Source organism: Bradyrhizobium centrolobii (genome assembly GCF_001641635.1).
In the GTDB taxonomy this organism is placed as follows: Bacteria; Pseudomonadota; Alphaproteobacteria; order Rhizobiales; family Xanthobacteraceae; genus Bradyrhizobium; species Bradyrhizobium centrolobii.
This window is the reverse complement of the sequence record NZ_LUUB01000061.1, coordinates 1-21874: the sequence shown is the minus strand read 5'-3', so window position 1 is coordinate 21874 and position 21874 is coordinate 1. Positions and strand designations below refer to the sequence as shown.

Below are 21874 nucleotides of genomic sequence, written 5' to 3'. Positions count from 1 at the left end.
CTATCGCGACGAAAAATGTTCGGACAGGCGCTGGCATGCGCCGTGCTGCATGGCGTGGCCGGCAAGTGCTTCTCTTCCGAGGCATTCGCGGAGGAGGCTGCTGGTCAACCCGGGTTGAATTTCTATCCGTCGCCACAGCTGATCAAGGCCGAGATCTACACGGAAATGCCGGGCAAATTCCGGCGTACCGGCGTGAAGTCTGAATGGTCGACCGTGAACAAGGTCGGCCAGCCGCCGGTCGACAGCTTCATCGAAGGACTCACGCTCGATCACCAGGGCAACCTCTACGTCGTCGACGTTCCGTTCGGGCGCCTCTTCAGGATTTCGGCCGACCGCGAATGGACGCAGCTCGCGGAATGGGATGGAGAACCCGGCGGCATGGCGCTGCACCCGAATGGGAAGTTCTTCATCACCGACTACAAGCAGGGTCTGCTCACCTTCGATCCCGCCACCAGCAAGATCGAGCCGTTTCTCGGCCGCCGCGACAGCGAGCGCTTCAAGGGACTAAACGACCTGACCTTCGCGCTGAACGGGGACATCTACTTCACCGACCAGGGGCAAACCGGATTGCAGGATCCTACCGGGCGGGTTTACCGGCTACGAACCAACGGGCAGCTCGATCTGTTGTTGTCGACCGGAATCCGCCCGAATGGCCTGGTCCTGCATCCGAACGAAACCGTGCTGTTTGTCGCCATGACGCGCGATAACTCGGTATGGCGGGTCCCGCTGTTTCCCGACGGAACGACCGGAAAGGTCGGGCGCTTTGCGTCCTTCTACGGCGTAAGCGGGCCTGACAGCATCTTCATCGACGAGCAGGCCAATCTGTTCGTGCCGCACGCCTCGCTCGGCTCGGTGTTCGTGATCAACCCGGACGGCGAGCCGATCGCGCGTATCGTGTCTCCGAAAGGCAAGACGACGACGAACGCCAAATTTGGCAGCCCGGATCGGAAGACGGTCTACATCACGCAATCCGACACAGGCGCAATCCTGAAGGCGTCATGGCATGTCCCCGGTCGCCGCGTCTACGCAGACGCGGAGCGGAAGTGACGCCGATCAAGCGCTGGCGCTTCTCCTGCGCCGGCCAGAAACAAAGATGTTGACGGGAAGGCAGCGCATGCACGGGCCAGCAAAGCAAATCGACGTGGAACAGACAAGCGGCAGCGGAGCAAGCGTCGGAGCTGCCGTCGATGCTGCGGCCGCCGCCTTGATCAATGCACGGTTGGATCGCCTGCCGATGGGTTGGCCGATCTGGAGACTGGTCTTGATGGTCGCCCTCGGCGCCTGGTTCGAGATCTACGACGTCTTCTTCACCGCCTATATCGGGCCGGGCCTCGTCAGGAGCGGAATTTTCACGACCTCGACCGTGAACTTCTTCGGCTTCACTGGACTGGGTGCCTTCGTCGCCGCGATGTTCGCCGGCTTGTTCGTTGGGACGCTGGTATTCGGTCAGTTGGCCGACCGCTTCGGTCGACGCGCTGTCTTTACGGGCGCGTTGCTCTGGTACACCGCGGCGGCCGTCCTGCTCGCTTGTCAGCACACCGCGGAGTGGATCATCTTCTTCCGGTTCCTGACGGGCATCGGCGCGGGTGCGGAGATCGTGACGATCGACTCCTACACGACCGAACTTGTCCCGGCCAATTCGCGCGGACGATCGTTTGCCTTCCTGCAAGCAATACAGTTCTCCGCCGTTCCCACCGTCGCGCTGGTCGCCTGGTACTTCGTGCCGACGGCGCCGCTCGGTATCGATGGCTGGCGCTGGGTAGTCTGGATCGGCTGTGCTGGCGCCGTGGCCGTCTGGTTCATTCGGCTGGGCTTGCCGGAAAGTCCGCGCTGGCTGGCGCAGAGGGGCCGCATCGCCGAAGCCGATGCCATCGTTTCACGGCTCGAGCGTGAGATCGTTGCGCGGACCGGGTCGCTATTGCCCGAACCCGAGCCTCAACCTCCCGTGGTGCAGGAAGCGGAGGTGAGTTTTGCCGAGTTGTGGCGATCGCGATACCGCGGGCGCACCATCATGATGCTGGTGTTCAATTTCTTTCAGTCGATAGGCTATTATGGCTTCGCGAGCTGGGTCCCGACGCTCCTGATCGCCAAGGGCATCAACGTCACGCATAGCCTGCTCTATTCGTTCGTGATCGCGATCGCCAATCCCATCGGCCCCTTGCTTTCGATGACATTTGCCGAACGGATCGAGCGAAAGTGGATCGTGGTAGGCTCGGCGACGTCGATGGCAATCATTGGATTGATCTTCTCGCGGCAGGACGATGCTGCGCTCATCGTCGCCCTGGGAGTCGCGATGGCGCTGGCGAGCAATTGCCTGACATTCTCCTATCGCGCCTACCAGGCTGAGCTCTTTCCGACCCGCATGCGCAGCCGGGCGATCGGGGCCGTTTATTCGATCAGCCGCATCAGCGCGATGTTTTCGGGCTTCCTGATCGCATTCTGCCTTCGCGATTTCGGTGTGACGGGCGTCTTTGCGCTGATCGCTGGATCGATGGCGATCGTCGTTGCGACGATCGGCATCTTCGGCCCGCGCACGAACGGGCTCAAGCTGGAGACGGTATCCGCATAGGTCGACGCCACGATGTCAGAGCTGATGCCCGAGACGATGGCCGGACCGAGACGGTTGCGAACCCTGCTGGGCGACTATCCGGGGACCGCTGCGCTCAGGAGCGGCGTGCTAACCTCCGATCGTGTGAGGTTCGATTTCGCCGACTATCCTTCGGTGGTCGATGGCCTCAAGCCGATGATCCGGGACCGGGCGTTCGACGTGTCCGAACTCGCAATCGTCAGCTATCTGGTCGCCCGTGATTTCGGCAAGCCGCTGGTGCTCTTGCCGGTGACGACGACCGGACGGCTGCCGCATGCACGCGCGCTCTACAACGGGGAGCGGGGCCGGCTCTGGCCGTCGGATCTTGCCGGCAAGCGCGTCGCGGTGCGGTCGCTGACGACGACGACCGGCGTTTGGCTGCGCGGCATACTCGCCAACGACTACGGCGTTGACCTCCATCGCATCGAATGGGTTACATTCGAGGACCCTCATGTCGCCGAATGCCGTGAGGATGGCACGCGCGCGCCTGCGGGACGAACCATCTTACAGATGTTGCTCGATGGAGAGGTGGACGTCGTCCTTGGCGAGACGTCGGCCGATCCGCGGCTGAAACCTCTGTTTCCGGATCCGCGCGCTGCGGGCGAGGCCTGGTTTCGAAAATATGGTGTCACCCCGATCAATCATTCGGTCGTGGTCACCCGGGCGATGCACGACGATGACCCCGGTTCGGTGCAGGAAGTGGTCCGTTTGTTGAAGCAATCGAACGATCTTGGCCTGTCTCGGGATTCGACGCCGTTTGGCGTGGAAGCCATGCGTCCCGCCTTGCAAATGCTGATCGACTATGCGGTGCAGCAGAATCTGGTGTCGCGGTCGTTTCGCGTCGAAGAGCTGTTCAGTGACCTGACCTTGGGCCTGATCTGACAGCCTGCCGTCCGGACGGCAAACGGCTTCCCGCCGTGTTCCGATCCATCGCAACAAAAAAGAAGCCCGCCCCGAAGGGGCGGGCAGTATGGGAGGAGAAAATGTCTCGCCAGTGCGACCGCGTCGAGCAGTCGCGATGCGCAGCTTCAGGAAAGAGCATGCGGAAGCGTTCGGCACCAGCAGAACTTGGCGATAGCATCCATCTTGGAATCAGAAGGCTAAGCGTACTTGGGCATCCTTGCTTGCGAGATGAGCCAGCAGCGCGAAGCCCGTTGCCGGCACGAAGCGGCGACCATTTTATCTCGTAGAGTTCGATTCAAATCCTCTTCTGCGGCAGTCAGGTCTGACCGCGCGTCGTTAATCGATCCTCGATAGGGCGGCTCGATCGATCACGCCATTCCATCGCGTGATCTCGCCCGCTACGAAGTCGCGCATTTCGGCCGGCGAGCTCGCCTTGGCGCGCACGCCGAGATCGTCAAGCTTTTGCTGGAACGCCGCGTCTTCGACCAGCGCGCGCAATGTTTCGTTCAGCCGCGCGATCACGGGCGCCGGCGTGCCGGCGGGTGCGGCGATGCCGATCCAGGAGATCACCTCGAAGCCGGGAATGCGGGTGCCGATCGAGGGAACGGTCGGCAGGGCGGGCCAGGGTTCGGCACTCGTGACGCCGAGACCGCGCAGCGTGCCGCCGTTGATGCCCTGACGCGTCACTGTGATGGTATCGACGATCAGGTCGATGTTGCCGCCGAGCAGATCGGTCAGCGGTTGCATGCCGCCGCGATACGGCACATGCGTCAGCTTGATGCCGGCGGACAGCGATAGAAGCTCGCCGATCAGATGTTGGGTCGAACCAAATCCGACCGAGCTGAAGGTCAGCTTCCCGGGCGCGGCCTTGGCCGCCGCGATCAGGCTGGACAGATCCGTGATGGGACTGTCCGCGCGTGTCGCGACGACGAAGGGGAACGTGCCGATGAGCGAGACAAAGCTAAAGGCCTGCACCGGGTCGAATCTGAGGCTCTTGTAAAGCGCGCCCGAGACGGCATGGCCGCCCGTCAACAGGATCAGCGTGTGTCCGTCCGGCGCCGCTCTGGACACCAACTCAGATGCAAGGTTTCCGCCGGCGCCCGGCTTCGCATCGACCGTCACCGTAGCTCCGAGCTTTTCGGCAAGCCCCGCGGCAACGAGGCGCGAGATCGTGTCCGCGTTGCCGCCGGCGCCGAACCCGTGCATCAGCGTGATCGGTTTCTGCGGCCACTGGTCGGCAGAAGTGGCGGGCGAGGCGATCATGACTGTCAACAGCCACGCGCCGGTCATTGCCGCAAGATTGCGAAGCATGGAACCTGTCTCTCCAATCAACGTCGTCTGCGCTGCACCTAGAGATGACGGCCGCCATCGACCACGATGGTGGTTCCGGTGCTGACCTTCAGATGGGTGGCACATGCCAGGATCGCCGCGGCGACGTCGTCTGCCTCGACCACGCGACGGAGCGGCGTCGACTTCGCGCCCGCTTCCAACGCCGCCCGGTCGCGGCCCGGAACGAAGTCGGTGGCGACGGCCCCGGGCGATACGCTGATCACGCGAATTTCCGGTCCGAGTGCGCGGCCGAGCGACATGCCGATATTGTCGAGCGCGGCCTTCGAGGCGCAATAGGCCACATTGCTGCCCGAGGCGGTAAAGCCGGAAATCGACGAGACGTTGACGATCACGGCGTCGCCGGACGCCCGCAATTGCGTACGCAGCGCGCGGATAGCCGAATAGGGGCCGCGGATGTTGGCGATCAGGATCTGCTCGAACAGTTCGTCGGTCAGAGCCTCGAGATCGTGATGTGGAATTGCGCGGGTGAATCCGGCCGAGTTCACGAGGATATCGAGCTTTCCGCCCCGCCCGTCGATCTGTGCGGCAAGCGCCTGGAAGCTGGCGGGATCCTCCAGCGCAAGGTGCGCGACTGCATGCCGACCGGCAGGCAGGCTGCGCAGCAGCTCCTGCGCACGCACCTCGCTGCTGTGATAGCCGATGATCACATCTGCTCCCGCGGCCGCAAGGCGTTTGACCGTGGCCGCGCCGATGCCGTTGCTGCCGCCGGTCACGACGGCGAGGCGGCCGGCCAAATTATCGATAGCGCTCATTGAGGATCCCCGTTCGGATTGCGATTTTGAGCCGGTCGCGCAGGGAAGTCTGTCACCTGATCGAGGGACAGCGGCGGCACCCTGCGGCGAGGTAGACTTGCAACGAACCTCGTCAATTCAGCACAAGGCGCATCAGCTCATTCTGCGAGGAAATGCCGAGACGCGCGTAGGCCCGCTTCTTGTAGGTGAGAACTGTGTTCAGCCCTACACCCAGCTCCAGGGCAATACCCTCGGAGGTGAGGCCGAGAATGATGGCGGCGCAGACCTCCCTCTCGCGACGTGTCAGCCCGGGGGCGACGCCGGCAAGGCGGTCCCGATAACGCGTGAAGGAGTTTTGCCGGTCGGCCAGGCCGTAGTCGGCGTGGCGGCGTGTCAGTGCCAGCAACAGGCCTGCACGATCGGCGATACGCTGAACATCGTCATCGGAAAAGGCGTCGCCCTTGCTTCGATAGATGTTGATGCGCAATGTGTGATTGCCCTTCATGTCGATCAGGCTGACGCGATGATCGAGACATACGGAGGCGTAGCAGGCGCGGCGATAGTCGGAGTGAACGATCTCCGAGGCCTGCGTATGCAGTATCCAGCTCTCGCTGCGGTCGGCTGTCCCGGTGTCCAGCGGGACGCGATTGGCGAGGTCGTGCCGCCAGTAGTCGCGGCAATACTGATCGGCGACCCCGCGAGCGATCGGTGCCGTGCCGGTGTTTTCAGCGAAGATCAGGCGAGGCTTTTGACGGGGCTCGAAAGCGAATGCGGTGAGGTGGCTGGCCTTCGCCCAGTCAAACGTCGAACGGAACAGTGTCGCGGGAAAAGCCGGCGTGCCGAGATGCTCGATCAGATCGGTAAGCCCGGGCATGTCCGCTGACGTCGATGGCGGTCCAATGAGGCGGTGTGTCCGCATGCACGCTCCTCGTGTTCCCCCTCACGTTGACTTTAAGCTTTCTATAGACGAAATGAAATTTGTATGCAAACTTGCGTGCAAAGCGGCCCACCCATGCCTCCCGACGATCCGCTGCCATCCCGTCTGTCGAGCGACGTGTATGCTGTGCTGCGTCGCCAGATCGTGACTGGCGAGCTGCGCCCGAACCAACCCCTCATCGAGCTGGATATCGCCGAACGGTTGCAGGTCAGCCGCACGCCGGTGCGGGAAAGCCTTCAGCGCCTCGCCCACGCGGGCCTCGTCGTGCCGCGCAAGCGCGGCTGGGCGGTGCGCGAATTCACGCCGGATGAGATCAGGCAGAACGCAGAGGTGCGCATGGCGCTCGAGGGCTACGCCGCAAGCCTTGCCGCATTGCGCGGCTCTCCTTCGGACATCGCCGCGATCGTGGCCATCCACGAACGGCGGCTGAAATTGCGCAGCTCGGACGAGGCCATGCGGGTGAAGACCAACCGCGATTTCCACGATGCCATCATGCGGGCTTCAGGCAATCCAAGGCTCACCGATGCGATCTATCATTCGGGGCAATTCTACTTCAACGCGCCGATCGCTCGCGTGACCACGGGCGAGGAGCTGGCGCTCGGCAATGCGGATCACGCCTTGATCGTTGCCGCCATCAAGAAGCGAGATGGTCCGGCCGCCGAAAAGGCGATGCGGGCGCATATTCAACGAACCTTCGCCTTGTTTTGGCGGGTCACTGGTCTTGCGGAGCCGTTAGACGTCCGGCAGGAATGATCGCGTTCGCCGTTGGTCCCCCGCGCATGTGACAGAAGAGATGCGGCGTGCATGCTAGGTCGGCTGCTGACGCGCGGAGATCCTCGGTATGCCGAACATTGCCCTCGACGCGAGCCACGACGCGTCACGCCGAAGCTGGGTGCCGAGTGCCAACCAGGCCTCCACAGATTTTCCCATCCAGAATCTGCCGTACGGCATCTTTCGCCTTGCGGCTGATGACGGCACGCCCCGCGGCGGGGTCGCGATCGGCGATCACATTCTCGATGTCTCTGCGGTCGCGCCGTTGCTCGGAGAGGCGCAGGCTCTGGGGGCGCTCCTGGCCGCTCCAACCCTGCAGCCACTGATGTCGCTGTCGCCGGGCGCGTGGACCGCCTTGCGCCTTGCCCTTTCGAATCTCTTGTCTGCCGGCCACGGCGAGCATCGTCGGGCCGAGCACCATCTCCATGCGATGTCCTCTGTCGAGATGTTTCTCCCCGCCAAGCCTGGCGGCTTCGTCGATTTCTTCGCCTCGATCCAGCACGCGACCAATGCCGGTCGCACCTTCCGGCCGGACAATCCGCTGCTGCCGAACTACAAATACGTGCCGATCGCCTATAATGGCCGGACCTCGACCATCGGCGTGGGAGGCGAGGTGCGCAGGCCTCGCGGCCAGACGCGTTCTGCCGGCGAGGATGCGCCGTCATTCGGTCCGAGCCGGCGCCTCGACTTCGAGGCGGAGCTTGGCGTCTTCCTCGGCGGACATTCGGTGCAGGGCGAGCCGGTGCCGCTGGCACGAGCCTGGCAACATGTGTTCGGCTTTTGCCTCCTCAACGACTGGTCGGCACGCGACATTCAGGCCTGGGAGTATCAGCCGCTCGGCCCGTTCCTTGGTAAGAGCTTTGCGACCACCATCTCGCCCTGGGTGGTCACGGTGGATGCGCTGCGTCCGTTTCGCGTGCCCGTGCGGGCGCGCCCGGATGGCGACCCAGCACCGCTGCCTTATCTTGCCGACGACGAGGACCAGGCTACCGGCGCCGTGGACATCGTGCTGGAGACCCGGCTGGCAACCGCAAGGATGCGGCAACAGGGAAGCGAGGCGGTCCGTCTCGGACGAGCCTCGACGCGCGAATTGTACTGGTCGGTCGGCCAGATGGTCGCTCATCACACCAGCAACGGATGCAGCATCGAGGCGGGCGATCTCTACGGCAGCGGCACCGTCTCCGACGACGACGAGAGTGGTCTCGGCAGCCTGCTTGAGATATCGAGAGCTGGTGCACGTTCGCTGAAGCTGCCGAGCGGCGAGCAGCGGACATTCCTGGAAGACGGCGACGAAGTCACCATGACCGGCCGATGCATCCGCGACGGCTTCGTGCCGATCGGCTTCGGTCGTTGCGTCGGACGGATCCTTCCCGCGCTCGCCGGCTGAATCCGGCGAGCCCCCCGCGTTGTCCCCCGCGCATGTGACTGACCAGATCGCGCGGGGTGGCAGGATTGCGGTCAGCTCCACATGATTTGCCGCGAGGCTCGTTCGCCCATGACCGTTCATACCAATGCTTTCAGCGAGGCGGTGCTGTCGCCCCGTGACGGCTCGCCGGCCTACATGACCGGCTTCGAGAATTCGTTTGCAACCGAAGCCGTTGCTGGCGCGCTTCCGGTGATGCGCAATTCACCGCAAAAGGCGCCGCTGGGCCTCTACGCCGAGCAACTGTCCGGCACCGCCTTCACCGCGCCTCGCCACAGCAACAAGCGTACATGGTTCTATCGGGTGCGCCCCTCGGTCTTGCACGGCCGAGGCTTTCGCGAGGTCCATGCCGGACTGATCCGGACGGCGCCTTGCCGCGACGAATCGCGGCTTCCGATCGCGCAGCTCCGATGGCCGCCGATCGTCATCCCTGACGAGCCGTGCGATTTCCTTTCCGGCCTTCGGACGATCGCGACGGGGGGCGATGCGCATCTGCAACTTGGTATGGCCGCGCATGTCTATGTGGCCAACCGCTCGATGGCAGACCGCTACTTCTACAATGTCGATGGCGAGCTGCTGCTCGTGCCACAGCACAATTTGATCCGGGTCTTCACGGAATGCGGCGTGATCGACGCAGGTCCTGGAGAGATCGTGATCATTCCGAAAGGCATGAAGTTCAAGGTCGATCTGCCCAACGGACCTGCACGCGGCTATGTTTGCGAAAACTACGGCAGCTATCTCACACTGCCCGAGCGCGGACCGATCGGCGCGAACTGCCTTGCCAACCCCCGCGATTTTCTCGCGCCTGTCGCCGGCTATGAAGACAAGGAGACACCTTGCGAACTCTACGTCAAATCGCTCGGCAGGCTCTATGTGACGGACCTGCCGCAGTCGCCGCTCGATGTCGTCGCCTGGCACGGCAACTTCGCGCCCGTGAAGTACGATCTGCGCCGCTTCTCGCCTGTCGGTTCGGTGCTGTTCGACCATCCGGACCCCTCGATCTACACCGTGCTGACCTCGGCTTCCGACATGGCAGGCACAGCGAACGTCGATTTCGTGATCTTCCCCGAGAGATGGGTGGTGATGGAAAGCTCGTTCCGTCCACCGTGGTACCACATGAACGTGATGAGCGAATTCATGGGGCTGATCTACGGCGTCTATGACGCCAAGCCCGGCGGCTTCGTGCCGGGCGGCATGAGCCTCCACAACGCCCTGATCGCGCATGGACCTGATGCCGAAGTTTTCGAGAAGGCATCGCGCAAGGATCTCGTCCCGGAACGCCTGTCGGGCACAATGGCCTTCATGTTCGAGACCCGCTATCCCCTGAGCGCGACCGCCTATGCGTCGCAGCTCGAATTGCTCGATGGCGCCTATCCCGATTGCTGGGACGGCCTCGCGCGCAAGTTCGATCGATCATAGCGCTTCGGAAAGCAAACCGAAGATTTTGGAGGCGGGTTCCTGCGCCCGGCCTTCGGGCGCCAATGTCTTGTCCCTAGGGATAGGGACAGACACGGACCTCCGACCCCGTCTAGGATCGCTCACCCGGGGCAACCGGCGAAGGCATCAAGGCGGAGGAACTGCGGATGAAGATCGGTTTCGCGCGAGCTTGTCTTCTCGTGGCATGCGTTCTCTATGGATACCCGGCGAACGCGGAGATCAAGATCGGAATTGTGATCTCGGCAACTGGCCCGGGATCTGCACTCGGGCAGCCGCAGCTCAAGACGGTCGCAGCTCTTCCGAAGGAGATCGGCGGAGAGAAGGTGACCTACATTACCCTGGACGACGAGTCGGATTCGACCAAGGGGATACAGAACGCACGCCGGCTTGTGATCCAGGACAAGGTCGACGTATTGGTCGGCTCATCTGTGACGCCGGTAACCATGCCGATGCTGGACGTCGCGCTCGAATCGAAGACGCCGCTGCTGTCGCTCGCGGCCGCCACAGCCATCGTTCAACCGATGGACGAGAAGCGCGCCTGGGCCTTCAAGGTCGTTCCCAATGATGATCTCATGGCAAGCGCCATCCTCAAGCATATCGCGAAATCCGGCGTGAAGACGCTGGGTTATGTCGGCGTTTCGGATGGGTACGGCGAGGGCTACTACAAGGAGGTGAGCCGCCTCGCGCCAGGTCTGGGGCTGACCATCACGACGCATGAGGTCTACGCGCGATCCGACACGAGCGTCACCGGCCAGGCGCTGAAGGTGATGTCGACGAATCCCGACGCGGTCTTCATTGCCTCTGCGGGAACGCCAGCGGTCCTGCCGCAACAGGCGCTCCGCGAGCGCGGATACACCGGACAGATCTTTCAAACGCATGGCGTGGCCAGCGAGGAGTTCATCAAGCTTGGAGGCGAGAACGTCGAAGGCGCCGTATTCGCCGGCGAGGCCTTTACCATTGCCGCCGATCTTCCGGCTGGAGATCCGTTCCGTCGCGCAACGGCGGAGTTCGTGACCGCGTATGAAGCGGCGAACGGGCAGAAGCCGAACATGTTCGCCGCTCACCTCTGGGATGTCGTCGCGCTGATCGGAAAAGCTGCACCGAATGCGCTGAAGGCCGCGAAGCCGGGCACGCCCGAGTTTCGCATGTCTCTGCGGGATGAGCTTGAGCGCGGGCAGAACGTCTATCTCAACAACGGGCTGTCGAACATGAGCAAGGCCGACCACAATGGCTACGACGAACGGTCGGCCTTTCTGATCAAGGTTGAAGGCGGCAAGTTCCGCCTGGCAAAGTAGCGGCGCGCCAATCAGATTTCGGGCACTTGTTCATACCGCGAACCACGGATACGCTTCGACCAGCCGGTCCTGGCACGCCTTGATGTCCGCGGCATAGCGTGCCGTCAGGGCGAATTCGTCCACGCCGTTGATAAGCATGTCCAGCCCCATTTCATCGGCACTGAACACCCCAACGCTTTCATCGCCGATTCGTATGCACTTTTCGACGAGGTCGATCGATATCGGGCCCGGCGATCGACGCAGTTGCGCGACGAGCCGCGCGTGGGTCGCCGTGTCGACGGCCGCTGGCAGAAACTGGTTCTTGTACGAGTTCTGCTCGAAGATGTCGGCAAAGTTTCGGGCGATGACGGCGCGGAAGCCGTAGTCCTGCAATGCCCACACGGCAACCTCGCGCGACGAGCCGCAGCCGAAATTTTCGCCCGCGATCAGAATGGGTGCTTGCGCAAATCGGGGATCGCTAAGCACGAAGTCCGGTTTGGGGGTTCCGTCGGCATTGAATCTGAATTCGTAGAAGAGGATTTCGCCAAGACGCTCCAGCCCGCCTCCGCTGATCCGCTTGTGCGGGGCGGCGGGGACGAGCGCATCCGTGTCGACATTGTCCCACAGAAGCGGGACGGCCATGCCCTGGATGCGGGTGAGCTTTTCAGTCATGCGAGCGTCCTGACATCGGCAATCCCGCCATTTAGCGCGGCGGCGGCGACCATGGGCGGGCTCATCAGATGGGTGATCGAGCCGGGGCCCTGGCGGTTCTCGAAGTTGCGGTTCGACGTCGAGGCGCATCGCTTTCCGCGACCGACGATATCGGGGCCGAGCGAGGCACAGAGGGAACAGGCGGACTCGTGCCACTCGAAGCCGGCCTCGCGGAAGATCCTGTCGAGCCCCTCAGCCTCGGCCTGGCGCTTCACGCTGGACGAGCCCGGGACCACCAGCGCGCGTACCGTGCTGGCAACCTTGCCGCCTCGAACGACGCGCGCCGCCGCGCGCAGATCGGACAGCCGCGCGTTTGTGCAGGAGCCGATGAAGGCGACGTCGATCGGTGTGCCTGCGATGGGTGCGCCGGGCTTCAGGTCGACGTAGGACAGTGCGCGCTCCCAGCGCGCGCGCTGCGCTGGATTTCGCGCCTGGTTCAATTGTGGAATGGATCCGTCGACCGCAATCGCATCCTCCGGACTGGTGCCCCACGTCACCATCGGCGCGATCGAGCCCGCATCGAGCGAATATTCCTTGTCGTAGGCGGCGTTCTCATCACTGGCGAGGTTGCGCCAGGCCGCCACCGCGGTTTCGAACGCCGCTCCCTTCGGTGTTCTCGGTCGTCCCTCGAGATAGGAGAAGACTGCATCGTCGGGCGCGACCAGCCCGATACGCGACCCGAATTCGATCGAGAGATTGCAGAGCGTCATCCGCTCCTCGACCGTCAAGCGGCGAATTGCGCTGCCGGCGTATTCGACGGCGCAGCCGACCCCGCCGTCGGTCGAGAAGCGGGAGATGATCGCAAGCGCGACGTCCTTGCCGCTGACCAGCGGGTTGAGCGAACCGTCTACCGTCACGCGCAGGGCTTTTGGCCGCGGGAGCCAGAGTGCCTGATACGCCAGCGCGTGTGCGATTTCGGTACTGCCGATACCGAATGCGATGGCGCCGAGTGCGCCGTTGGTGCAGGTGTGGCTGTCCCCGCAGACCGCCGTCATTCCCGGTAGGATGGCGCCTTGTTCGGCGGCGACGACGTGCACGATTCCCTGGGCCGGATCCCCCAGCCCGAACAATTGAATGCCTCGATCTGTGACCTCGCGGCGGAACGAGCGGACGGTCGGGGCCATGACGGGATAGGTCTCTTCGGTCCTGCCCGAAGCCGTCGCGACCGTGTGGTCGATGACCGCGAGGGTCCTCGCAGTATCCGCCACGGGCAGGTTGCGTTGGCGCAATTGCTCGAATGCGGGCAGCGACGTCATGTCGTGGAGAAAGACGCGGTCTAGCGTCAGCAGGTCTCTGCCGCTGCGTGAGGTGGCGGTGTGAGGTCCCCAGATTTTCTCGAACAGGGTTCGCGGCGTTGTCGTCACAAAGTTCCCCTTGATTTCCTTTGTTCAATCTTCGGGGACGTAGCTGGACGCCTTGACGATCTGGCCCCACCGTTCGGTGTCTGCCTTGATCAGCGCCAGAAACTCCTCCGGGCTTTCGCCCGTCGCGGTGAATCCGAACGTGTTGAAACTTTCGAGCACCTTCTCGTTCTTCAATGCGCCACGGATGGCGTCGTTCAGCTTGGCGACGATCGGCGAAGGCAGCCCGGCCGGACCGAGAATGCCGTACCATTCCTCGGCGATCACATCCTTGAAGCCGAGTTCGTGCAAAGTTGGCACGTCGGGCAGGAAGCGTGAGCGCTGGGCTCCCGTGATGGCCAGCACACGCAGCGTTCCGGATGCGACCAGCGGCAATGCGGAGGAGAGGACGGTCAGCGCTGCCGGAATTTGTCCGGCAATCACGTCCTGCATCATGGGAGAGCCGCCCCTGTAGGGAACGTGAGTCGGCTGGACGCCGGCGGCGCGCCAGAGCATGTCGCCGATGAAGTGCAGCATCGAGCCTGCGCCGGGAGTGCCGAAGGAGGCTTGATTTGGGTTGGCTTTGCACCAGGCGACGAAATCGGAAATCGACTTGACGTCCGGCCCGACCTTCGGACCGGCGACGATCACCAGGGGTGCGGTGCACACCGTGCTGATCGGCGTGAAGTCCCGCAGCGGATCATAGCTGAGCTTCTTGTAGACGTGCGGATAAAGCACGATCATCGATGCCGGCGTGAGGATGACAACCGAGCCGTCGGCAGGGCTGCTCTTGATCGCATCGAGCGCGATGCGACCGCCGGCGCCAGGTTTGTTGTCGACGATGACTTTTGGCGCCTGCTCTCTCATCCTGTCGGTCAACAGGCGTGCCATCGTGTCGGCGGCTCCGCCGGCCGGGAAGCCGACCACAACTCGCGAGATTTGGGGAAGCGACTGGGCTGCTGCCGTTCGCGTGGCGATCGCTGTCGTTGCCAGCATGCCGGCCTGAGTGGCCAGGAAGGAGCGTCGCGTAATCATGCCACGCTCCCGCAGGGTGCTATCCGCGCCGAGAAATGCCGCTCCATGGTTCCTCCGGGGCTGGTCCGCCCTCGTCATCGCAGACGAGTCTTGGCCGGCTGATCGTGTGCCAGCCTGCAAGATTTTTGTCGGAGGCAGCCGGACCGCACCAGTAGAACTTAGCGATAGCGGTTATCTGGAAACCAGATTGATGACCTGGTCGATCGAGACTGGCAGTCCGGCTCACGTCTTGTAGAGATTGTACAGGCTGGACTCGAAGCTTGCCTCCGCGACCCTGAACCAGGTCACGATGTCCTCGCGAAACTTGAGCTATTTGCAGTAAATCTTGCGGAAATCCAGCTTCTTTTCCGCGTCTTCTGCGGAGAGCGAAAATGCCGCGCGGTAACCGCCCTCCATGATCTCGCGCGAGAATGGCTTGAGCTCGGTGCCGTTGCGATCAGCCGGCGCAGCGGAGCCATGTTGCTGGCGTCGTAATGCGACAGCATGTCCGAGGAGGCCCTGCGGCCGCCACCTCGAATACGCGCTGGTAGCGCGACGGCAATGCCGACCAAGCCTTCGCTTCACGTAGAAGGCCAATTGCCCTGTGCAGTCCCACCACCGTCTGAGTGAGCTGCGCCGCTTGGGACTGGAAATTCCTCGATCTCTAATCTGAAGCCCCGGTGCATGGGATGGGTTTGGCACAGGTGGCTGTTCAAGTATGCGAGTAAGCTATGCCTCGGGATCTGTCAGAGCGCCGCGCTCGGGTGAGAGGGCCGACGGAATGGATCGTCGCACGACTAATAGCAATTCACTCGCATCGCGAGCAACTGACAGATCGACCTGCAGCTTGCTCGTCGCGGCTCTCCTGACGGCTAGGAGCAACGACGCCCAGGCATAGCGCGATCTTGTTAGCTCGATCTTCAGGCATGTATTGGCGGGCGCATAGTATGCTTCGAATGGATTGATTTCACTGCGCGCTGGCTACGGAAGAGCGCGACTGGGACGATATCATCACACCTATTAGCCTATCGATGAGTGGTAAATAACTTTGGGAAGGCTTCAGCACCCTCGCAGAAGCGGTTCGTGAGGATGCATCTAGCGGCGGGTCCGCACCTAGTCGCCCCAATGGCAGCTACATAGTCTCCTGCCACGCATGCGCCCAGCCGTTGCAAAGCGTCGCTTGGAATGTAAAGTTGTCAGTATTTTCCGACGACCTTTAACACTCTTGAATCCGACTTCGAACTGATTGTCCTAAGATAAGCTTTTCCTTTTGGAGTGTACCATGTTCGATGCCGCTACCACCGCGCTATTGCGCGCGGTCCTCGACGAGGTCTGTGAGAACGTCGCCCGTCATGAGACCGGCGCCCGGACCCATGTCGCCTCCAAAATTCTGGAAGCCGCCACCAGAGGCGAGACGTCGCCAGACGGTCTCAAGCGGGCTGGCCGAGCAGCTTTGTCCGACGCTCCGACCATGTGGCGGTAGTCGCGCGAGGCCGAGGTGAATTTTCAGGTCACGGTCCTGAAGATTTTGGAGAGCTATCCCGGCGGCTTCGCTGCGATGGCCGATCTCAAGCGCGACATGGCGATTCTAGCTACCAGCGGCAGCGACTGGGCCAAGCGTACCAAACGCCTAGGTTCGCGAGTGCCGGATCTAGATATCTTTTCTCAGGGTCTAGTTGAGCGCCTAAACGGTGGATGGCGGATCACCGATAAAGGGCGCGCTGTATTGGCACTCATGGAAGCACGCCCTGCCGCTGCAGACGAGGCAAGCGCAAAGATCAAGCTCAGCCAGTCCCATTCGTCAACGGCGCCCTTGCAATTTCGGGTCGAGAAGCGCCGGCACGGTCGCGAACGCCGTGAGCGACGGCGCGCCGCCCGGCAACGAGCACGAGCAAATGCCTCATAGCGAACTGGGTTTCTTTTCAGGCCTGTAACTTCACCAACTGCTGGATCACCTTTGGGTCTCGCTGTAGTGGCCGAGCGTTTCGAACACAGCGCAGCCGGCATTGAATGAAGTGGCGATCCTGCCAGGCAACCGCTATGCGCGCCGAAAAAGAAGCGAACTCTCCGACTCCATTCGTCCTGGTCGATGTCGTCGTAACGGATAAGCGGCGTTGAGGTCTCGGCGGGCGCGGAGCGATTTTCTCTTGCCGCGAAGTGCCCCTATTGTGCCCCAGCTTTTCTGGGGCACACCTCTAGGGAATCAATTCAGTAAGTCGTTGAAAATAAAGGGCGAATGGTGGGCGCACAAGGGATCGAACCTTGGACCTCTCCCGTGTGAAGGGAACGCTCTCCCGCTGAGCTATGCGCCCGGGACCATCATGCAGGCGGCCGGACCTTTCGGCCGGCCGACAATCCTGTGGAGCCCGCGATTTAGAAGTGCGGGCCGAAGGTGTCAAGTTTTCAGGCGCGGGTGGCGCAGAAAAGTCGGCGCGCCGGCCCGCAATCCCCGTAAACAGTGCAGATTCTGCGCCGCCTTACGCCCCCTGCTGGCGGGCGCGGGAGGCGTGGGCCTGGAGCGCGCGGATGCGCTCGGCGAGTGTTCCGCCGCCCTCGGGCAGGCCTGCCGCCGCCGCGCCGTTCGCCGCAGCGCCATTGGCCGGGCGCGGAGCAGGCTTCGCCGGCTGGCCCGCTTCGGCCGCAAGCAGCGCCTCGATCGGCGAGTTCGGGCCTTCGAGCTGCATCGCGAGCTTGGCGACTTCGGCCGCGATGTCGTTGATGCGCTCGCGCAGCAGCGCATTCTCCATGCGCTCGGTGGCCCAGGAGCTCTCGGCCTGCTGCTGGATCGCGTTGATGTCACGCTGGAGTTTTGCGCGCTCGTCGCGCGCGGTCCTCAGCTGCTCTTCCAGCGCGGTCTTTTCCGCGCGCAGCGCCTCGAACGCGGCCGACGATTTGCCGCCGCTGAGCGCGGCGATCTCGACGCGCAGCTCCTTGACGGTGCGCTCGGCGCCCTCATTGGCCTGACGGAGCTGATTGTTCTCGTAGTCGCGCTCGGCGAGCAGCTTGCCCTGGGTCGCGAGCCGCCCCTCGAGGTCGGCGACGCGGCCCGAGAGCATCTCGGCCTCCTTGACCTGCACGATGAGCTGGCGATCTAGATCGGTGACGCGCTGGCTCAGATTCTCGACGCGACCGCGCGCATCCGCGAGCTCGCGCGAGGCGGTCTCCGATTCCGAGCGCTCGTGCGTCAATCGCTGCTGGGTCGCCGCGAACTCCTTCTCCGCGTCGCCGACGCGGTTCTTCAATTCCTCGATCTGCGTACGCACCGTGACGAGCTCGACCTGGCGGCTCTCCGCCATCATCGAGCGGTCGGAAAGCTCCGAGTTGATCTTTGCGAGCTCGCCCTGCTTGTCGGTGAGCGCCTGCTCGGCCCCGCGCAGCGCCTCGGTCTTGGCGTTGAATTCTTCTTCGGTGGCGCGGAGCTGCTCCTTCATCGCCTTCTCGCGTGCCTCCAGCGCGAAGATCGTGGCGTTCTTCTCGCCGAGCTCGATCTTCATGCGGTTGATGGCGTCGCTCTTCTTGCCGAGCTCGGCGAGCTGGCTCGTGGTCTTGTTCTTGAGCTGCTCGACGCTCATCTCGAGCCGCCGCGCCGACATGGCGAATTCGGCGCGAAGCTGGTCCTTGTCGGCCTGGATCTCCGCCATCGACAGGGGCGTTGCGGCCTCGAGCCGGCGCGTGGTCAGGCGAACCGCCCGGTTGTGCACCAGCGGCACGACCGCGAGCCCGCACAGCATCGAGAGCAGGAAACCGATCGCCAGATACATGATCGGTTCGACCATGGGGCAGGACTCCGCAAATCAAGGAAAAATTTACCAACAACAATGCCATGGGGGGCCGGCAAAAAGCCAGCCCCGGCCTGTCGTTAACGTTGATCCGTATGGGGACGGGAGAACGGGCCCTAGAACGGGTTCCAGGTCGCGCGCGGGGTGTATTTGAGGTAGCCGATATTGGCTCCCAGCCGCAGGCCGAGGCCGGAGCGGATCGGCACCAGCACGATATTGTTGGAGGTGAGCGCCGTCATGCCGAAGCCGCCGATGATGTAGGCCGAACCGTCGATGCCGGCGAAGCGCTGGTAGATCGCGTTGGTGGCGGGCAGGTTATAGACCAGCGTCATGGTGCGGGCGCCGTCACCGCCCCAGTCGAAGCCGAGCGAGGGACCCTGCCAGTAGACGCGCAGGTCGCCGGCGTTCTTGGTGTAGAGCGTGCCTTCGCCGTAGCGCAGGCCGGCGACGAAGGCGCCGGAACCTTCCTCGCCCAGGATATAGCCGTTCGGCAGGCCCCACTGGCTGACCGCCTTCTCGATGATCGAGGCAAGCCCGCGCGAGACGTTGCCGAAGAAGCGATGGCCGGCAGTCACCAGCTCGTCGGGCCCATAGGTATTGGGCGACGGGGTCCGCTGCGGCGGTGGCAGGTTGGGCGGCGGCGGCTGCTGGGCGGAGGCCGGCACGATCCAGCCGACCAGCGCGGCAAGCGCGACCGCAGCGAGACGTGATGCGAAAGTCATAAAAAACCCCTGGTACCGAATCCGATCGCTTCCCTTAACCTAACGCCAACAGGCACGGCTCTAGGTTGCGCCGAATGTCCCCTCGACTCGGATGTTATCCGCAGCAACTATGACGGCACAACGGCAGGAAGCTAGCCCTTTGCGCCCCGGAATTGCCTTGATCGGCCTTCTGGTCGGCCTCCTGGCAAGCACATGGATCGTCTGCTCCGGGTTGCCGGCGGAAGCCGCCACCACCGAACGGATCGTCGTCAACCGCTTCAGTGGGGTGGCAATCGAAGGCTTCGACCCCGTAGCCTATTTCGTCGAGGGCCAGCCGGTCCAGGGGACGGCGGAGTTCGAGGCGAACCTTTGGGGGGCGGTCTGGCGCTTCCGCAACGAGGGCAACCGGGCCTCCTTCCTGGCCCATCCCGAAATCTACGGGCCGCAGTTCGGCGGTTATGATCCGGCCGATATCGCCCGGGGCGTGACCGTCGCCAGCAATCCGCGCTTCTTCGTGATCGCGGCGCAGCGACTTTATCTGTTCAGCCGGGAAGACAACCGCGATGCCTTCGCCGCCGATCCGGAACGCTTCCTGTATGAAGTGGGCAAGCGCTGGCCGGCGCTCCAGGAACAGCTCAGTCAGTAGAGCCGTACAGCCTCCGCGTCACCCCAGGCGATGAACTCCGGGATGATGAAGCCGGTATCGCTGCGCTCGCCGAATCGGAGCTCGCCGCCCTTGCCGTCGGTCACCTTGCCACCGGCCGCGGTCACGACCGCGCAGCCGGCGCCAACGTCCCATTCCGAGGTGGGCCCGAAGCGCGGGTAGATATCGGCGGTGCCCTCCGCGATCCGGCCGAACTTCACCGCCGAGCCGACCGTCCTTCTCACGGCATTGGGCCGAGCATCAATGAACGCCTCGCTCTTCTTATCTCCATGCGAGCGGCTCACCGCCGCGACCCAGGGCTCGCCCTGATCCGGCAGCTTGCGGGTATGAATCGGCTCGGCAGCACCGATGACAGCGCCGTCAAACGTCACACGCTCGGCGCCACGTCCGACGATGCCGCGCCAGAGCAATCCGAGCGCTGGCGCGCTGACGATGCCGAGCAGCGGCACGCCGTGAGTGACGAGCGCCAGATTGACGGTGAACTCGTCACGGCCGGCGACGAACTCCTTGGTCCCGTCGAGCGGATCGATCAGGAAGAAGCTGTCGCGAAACGGCGGAGAGGCGAGCTGGGTCCGCTCTTCAGAGAGCGTCGGCACGTCGCCTGCGAGTTGGGCCAGGCCGTCCGCGATGATTCGGTCGGCGGCGAGATCCGCTTCGGTGACCGGCGAGCCGTCCTGCTTGCCGTCGACCCGCATCGCCGCGCGGTTGACCGCGAGGATGGCTACGCCCGCCTGCACCACCAGCGCCGTGAGCGGCTCCATCAGGCCGGTCGCGGCCTCGGCGTCGATGATCCGCTTCACCTAAGTGCCTCATTCATCGGCAAGTTTCACCCTCTCGTCGGTTGATTCGCCCGCGGCATTATGGCCGCTTCGAACCTATCGCAAGCTAGCTGCAACGGGCTTGCGAATGTTAGAACCCGCGCGATCCGTCAAGCATGCGTGATTCGCCGCGTCCGCGCCGTGCAACTCCAGGAACCCTCCAGGACCCCTTTAATGTCTGGCACCTCGTCACCCGGTACCGCTACTGCTCCCGATATGCTCGAACTCGCGGCACTGCTGTGTTCGCGCGTCTGCCATGATCTCATCAGCCCTGTCGGCGCCATCGTCAACGGGCTCGAGGTGCTCGACGACGATCCGAAGCCGGAGGACCGCGACTTCGCGCTCGAGCTGATTCGCAAGAGCGCGAAGACGGCGTCTGCCCGGTTGCAGTTCTGCCGCCTCGCCTTCGGCGCGGCCGGATCCTCGGGCGCGCAGATCGATCTCGGCGACGCGCAGACCATGGCGCGCGGCCACATCGAGGACGGCAAGTGCACGATCACTTGGAATCTGCCGCGGCTGCTTCTGCCGAAGAATCGCGTCAAGCTGCTGCTCAACATGCTCGTGATCGCGCAGCACACGATCCCGCGCGGCGGCACGCTGACGGTTGATCCGATCGGCGAGGGCGAGACGATGAGCTTTCGTGTCACGTCCACCGGGCACAATGCGCGCCTGCCGCAGAACATCGCCGAGCTGCTGAGCGGCGAGCGTGGCCCCGCCGCGGATGCGCACGCGATCCAGCCTTATTATACGCGGCTGCTGGCGCAGGCCTGCGGTCTCACCGTGACGCTCGCGCCGGAAGGCGAAGCCATCATCGTTACCGCTTCGTAAGCGCGGCGTCGTTCTCGGACAGTTAATCAAAGCTTTACGGGGCGCTTCGGCTTGTCCGGAGCGCCTTATCTCTTTGTTGGTTCCGTTCTTTTGCAAATACTCAACCATTATTAAACGCTTTGCGGTGAAGCTGGCCCCATTCTGAATGGCGCATCACGCGGCGTGCGTGCCCTCACTGTATGAAGGCCTGTTTTTCATGGATGATCTGTTGCGGGAGTTTTTGACGGAGACCAGCGAGAGCCTGGACACCGTCGACAATCAGTTGGTGAAGTTCGAGCAGGAGCCGAACAACGCCAAGATCCTGGATAACATCTTCCGCCTGGTCCACACCATCAAGGGTACGTGCGGTTTTCTGGGATTGCCGCGGCTGGAAGCGCTGGCGCATGCCGGCGAGACCTTGATGGGCAAGTTCCGCGACGGCATGCCGGTGACGGGACAGGCGGTGACGGTGATCCTGTCCTCGATCGACCGCATCAAGGAGATCCTGGCCGGGCTGGAGGCGACCGAAGCCGAGCCCGAGGGCAATGACCGCGACCTGATCGACAAGCTGGAAGCGATGGTCGAGCAGGGCATGGCGGCGATGTCAGCGTCGGCTCCGCCGATCGC

At 63.3% G+C, this 21874-nt stretch carries 22 protein-coding genes and 1 tRNA gene; 12 read left to right on the top strand and 11 right to left on the bottom strand.

Annotation, left to right across the window (positions count from 1 at the left end):
- Positions 1-15 precede the first annotated feature (15 nt).
- The 3 genes from AYJ54_RS18870 (at position 16) to AYJ54_RS18860 (ending at position 3469) form a co-directional block, all read left to right on the top strand.
- On the top strand, positions 16-1047 hold the full coding sequence (locus AYJ54_RS18870) for an SMP-30/gluconolactonase/LRE family protein (RefSeq protein ID WP_201724221.1): 1032 nt from the start codon (positions 16-18) through the stop codon (positions 1045-1047).
- 94 nt (positions 1048-1141) lie between these two features.
- Positions 1142-2569: an MFS transporter gene (locus AYJ54_RS18865; RefSeq protein WP_245329071.1), complete on the top strand. Its 1428-nt coding sequence runs from the start codon at positions 1142-1144 to the stop codon at positions 2567-2569.
- Between the two features lie 12 nt (positions 2570-2581).
- On the top strand, positions 2582-3469 hold the full coding sequence (locus AYJ54_RS18860; RefSeq protein ID WP_245329070.1) for a type 2 periplasmic-binding domain-containing protein: 888 nt from the start codon (positions 2582-2584) through the stop codon (positions 3467-3469).
- Between the two features lie 357 nt (positions 3470-3826).
- Here AYJ54_RS18860 and AYJ54_RS18855 read toward each other — a convergent pair whose 3' ends face one another.
- From AYJ54_RS18855 to AYJ54_RS18845, 3 genes are all read right to left on the bottom strand, one after another.
- Positions 3827-4801, bottom strand: a complete 975-nt coding sequence (locus AYJ54_RS18855) for a tripartite tricarboxylate transporter substrate binding protein (protein ID WP_063700995.1) — start codon at positions 4799-4801, stop codon at positions 3827-3829.
- Between the two features lie 38 nt (positions 4802-4839).
- Positions 4840-5592, bottom strand: coding sequence for an SDR family NAD(P)-dependent oxidoreductase (locus AYJ54_RS18850; RefSeq protein ID WP_063700990.1), 753 nt, complete (start codon positions 5590-5592; stop codon positions 4840-4842).
- A 112-nt stretch (positions 5593-5704) separates the two neighbouring features.
- Positions 5705-6490, bottom strand: a complete 786-nt coding sequence (locus AYJ54_RS18845) for a helix-turn-helix transcriptional regulator (protein WP_082905736.1) — start codon at positions 6488-6490, stop codon at positions 5705-5707.
- A gap of 93 nt (positions 6491-6583) precedes the next feature.
- Between AYJ54_RS18845 and AYJ54_RS18840 the strand changes: the two genes are divergently transcribed.
- From AYJ54_RS18840 to AYJ54_RS18825, 4 genes are all read left to right on the top strand, one after another.
- Positions 6584-7261 (top strand): GntR family transcriptional regulator, encoded by a 678-nt coding sequence (locus AYJ54_RS18840; RefSeq protein ID WP_063700987.1) that lies wholly within the window; start codon positions 6584-6586, stop codon positions 7259-7261.
- 88 nt (positions 7262-7349) lie between these two features.
- Positions 7350-8666 (top strand): fumarylacetoacetase, encoded by a 1317-nt coding sequence (gene fahA, locus AYJ54_RS18835; protein ID WP_063700985.1) that lies wholly within the window; start codon positions 7350-7352, stop codon positions 8664-8666.
- A gap of 108 nt (positions 8667-8774) precedes the next feature.
- Entirely contained in the window at positions 8775-10121 is a 1347-nt protein-coding gene (hmgA, locus tag AYJ54_RS18830) for a homogentisate 1,2-dioxygenase (RefSeq protein ID WP_063700984.1), read from the top strand.
- Positions 10122-10285: 164 nt separating this feature from the next.
- The gene (locus AYJ54_RS18825) at positions 10286-11434 is read left to right on the top strand and encodes an ABC transporter substrate-binding protein (RefSeq protein ID WP_063700982.1); all 1149 of its coding nucleotides are present in this window, start codon (positions 10286-10288) and stop codon (positions 11432-11434) included.
- Positions 11435-11464: 30 nt separating this feature from the next.
- On the opposite strand, the gene leuD is transcribed toward AYJ54_RS18825, so the two are convergent.
- The 4 genes from leuD to AYJ54_RS49480 all read right to left on the bottom strand — a co-directional run bounded on the left by leuD (position 11465) and on the right by AYJ54_RS49480 (position 15075).
- Entirely contained in the window at positions 11465-12085 is a 621-nt protein-coding gene (gene leuD, locus AYJ54_RS18820; protein WP_063682172.1) for a 3-isopropylmalate dehydratase small subunit, read from the bottom strand.
- Complete coding sequence (leuC, locus tag AYJ54_RS18815; RefSeq protein ID WP_063682171.1) at positions 12082-13488, bottom strand: 3-isopropylmalate dehydratase large subunit; 1407 nt, start codon at positions 13486-13488, stop codon at positions 12082-12084. Before leuC ends, leuD begins: the two co-directional genes overlap by 4 nt.
- A gap of 24 nt (positions 13489-13512) precedes the next feature.
- Positions 13513-14499, bottom strand: coding sequence for a Bug family tripartite tricarboxylate transporter substrate binding protein (locus AYJ54_RS18810; RefSeq protein ID WP_063682170.1), 987 nt, complete (start codon positions 14497-14499; stop codon positions 13513-13515).
- Between the two features lie 309 nt (positions 14500-14808).
- Positions 14809-15075 (bottom strand): hypothetical protein, encoded by a 267-nt coding sequence (locus AYJ54_RS49480; protein WP_136623796.1) that lies wholly within the window; start codon positions 15073-15075, stop codon positions 14809-14811.
- A gap of 685 nt (positions 15076-15760) precedes the next feature.
- On the opposite strand from AYJ54_RS49480, the gene AYJ54_RS18805 reads away from it, so the two are divergent.
- Together AYJ54_RS18805 and AYJ54_RS47430 are read left to right on the top strand one after the other, a co-directional pair.
- On the top strand, positions 15761-15961 hold the full coding sequence (locus AYJ54_RS18805) for a hypothetical protein (protein ID WP_063682169.1): 201 nt from the start codon (positions 15761-15763) through the stop codon (positions 15959-15961).
- 15 nt (positions 15962-15976) lie between these two features.
- Positions 15977-16384, top strand: a complete 408-nt coding sequence (locus tag AYJ54_RS47430) for a hypothetical protein (RefSeq protein ID WP_082905733.1) — start codon at positions 15977-15979, stop codon at positions 16382-16384.
- Positions 16385-16715: 331 nt separating this feature from the next.
- On the opposite strand, the gene AYJ54_RS18800 is transcribed toward AYJ54_RS47430, so the two are convergent.
- From AYJ54_RS18800 to AYJ54_RS18790, 3 genes are all read right to left on the bottom strand, one after another.
- Positions 16716-16790: transfer RNA gene (locus AYJ54_RS18800), tRNA-Val, on the bottom strand.
- Positions 16791-16955: 165 nt separating this feature from the next.
- A complete protein-coding gene (locus AYJ54_RS18795) occupies positions 16956-18254 on the bottom strand; it encodes a coiled-coil domain-containing protein (RefSeq protein WP_063700980.1) in 1299 nt (432 codons plus the stop codon).
- 119 nt (positions 18255-18373) lie between these two features.
- Entirely contained in the window at positions 18374-18979 is a 606-nt protein-coding gene (locus AYJ54_RS18790) for a DUF1134 domain-containing protein (protein WP_063700978.1), read from the bottom strand.
- A gap of 139 nt (positions 18980-19118) precedes the next feature.
- Here AYJ54_RS18790 and AYJ54_RS18785 point away from each other — a divergent pair, with 139 nt between their 5' ends.
- Positions 19119-19604 (top strand): YHS domain-containing (seleno)protein, encoded by a 486-nt coding sequence (locus tag AYJ54_RS18785; RefSeq protein WP_063700977.1) that lies wholly within the window; start codon positions 19119-19121, stop codon positions 19602-19604.
- On the opposite strand, the gene AYJ54_RS18780 is transcribed toward AYJ54_RS18785, so the two are convergent.
- Positions 19598-20422 (bottom strand): 3'(2'),5'-bisphosphate nucleotidase CysQ family protein, encoded by an 825-nt coding sequence (locus AYJ54_RS18780; RefSeq protein ID WP_063700975.1) that lies wholly within the window; start codon positions 20420-20422, stop codon positions 19598-19600. The two genes, AYJ54_RS18785 and AYJ54_RS18780, sit on opposite strands and share 7 nt — an antisense overlap.
- Positions 20423-20614: 192 nt before the next feature.
- Between AYJ54_RS18780 and chpT the strand changes: the two genes are divergently transcribed.
- Together chpT and AYJ54_RS18770 are read left to right on the top strand one after the other, a co-directional pair.
- Complete coding sequence (gene chpT / locus AYJ54_RS18775) at positions 20615-21268, top strand: histidine phosphotransferase ChpT (RefSeq protein ID WP_063700973.1); 654 nt, start codon at positions 20615-20617, stop codon at positions 21266-21268.
- Between the two features lie 196 nt (positions 21269-21464).
- The coding region (locus tag AYJ54_RS18770; RefSeq protein ID WP_201724222.1) for an Hpt domain-containing protein at positions 21465-21874 on the top strand (410 nt) is incomplete at its 3' end.

What these genes read in the sequence shown, in the direction of transcription:
- AYJ54_RS18870 (WP_201724221.1), top strand. Translation starts at nt 16, where the DNA reads ATGTTCGGACAGGCGCTGGCATGCGCCGTGCTGCATGGCGTGGCCGGC.
- AYJ54_RS18860 (WP_245329070.1), top strand. Translation starts at nt 2,582, where the DNA reads ATGTCAGAGCTGATGCCCGAGACGATGGCCGGACCGAGACGGTTGCGA.
- AYJ54_RS18855 (WP_063700995.1), bottom strand. Translation starts at nt 4,801, where the DNA reads ATGCTTCGCAATCTTGCGGCAATGACCGGCGCGTGGCTGTTGACAGTC.
- AYJ54_RS18850 (WP_063700990.1), bottom strand. Translation starts at nt 5,592, where the DNA reads ATGAGCGCTATCGATAATTTGGCCGGCCGCCTCGCCGTCGTGACCGGC.
- AYJ54_RS18845 (WP_082905736.1), bottom strand. Translation starts at nt 6,490, where the DNA reads ATGCGGACACACCGCCTCATTGGACCGCCATCGACGTCAGCGGACATG.
- AYJ54_RS18840 (WP_063700987.1), top strand. Translation starts at nt 6,584, where the DNA reads ATGCCTCCCGACGATCCGCTGCCATCCCGTCTGTCGAGCGACGTGTAT.
- fahA (WP_063700985.1), top strand. Translation starts at nt 7,350, where the DNA reads ATGCCGAACATTGCCCTCGACGCGAGCCACGACGCGTCACGCCGAAGC.
- hmgA (WP_063700984.1), top strand. Translation starts at nt 8,775, where the DNA reads ATGACCGTTCATACCAATGCTTTCAGCGAGGCGGTGCTGTCGCCCCGT.
- AYJ54_RS18825 (WP_063700982.1), top strand. Translation starts at nt 10,286, where the DNA reads ATGAAGATCGGTTTCGCGCGAGCTTGTCTTCTCGTGGCATGCGTTCTC.
- leuD (WP_063682172.1), bottom strand. Translation starts at nt 12,085, where the DNA reads ATGACTGAAAAGCTCACCCGCATCCAGGGCATGGCCGTCCCGCTTCTG.
- AYJ54_RS18810 (WP_063682170.1), bottom strand. Translation starts at nt 14,499, where the DNA reads ATGATTACGCGACGCTCCTTCCTGGCCACTCAGGCCGGCATGCTGGCA.
- AYJ54_RS18805 (WP_063682169.1), top strand. Translation starts at nt 15,761, where the DNA reads ATGTTCGATGCCGCTACCACCGCGCTATTGCGCGCGGTCCTCGACGAG.
- AYJ54_RS18795 (WP_063700980.1), bottom strand. Translation starts at nt 18,254, where the DNA reads ATGGTCGAACCGATCATGTATCTGGCGATCGGTTTCCTGCTCTCGATG.
- AYJ54_RS18790 (WP_063700978.1), bottom strand. Translation starts at nt 18,979, where the DNA reads ATGACTTTCGCATCACGTCTCGCTGCGGTCGCGCTTGCCGCGCTGGTC.
- chpT (WP_063700973.1), top strand. Translation starts at nt 20,615, where the DNA reads ATGTCTGGCACCTCGTCACCCGGTACCGCTACTGCTCCCGATATGCTC.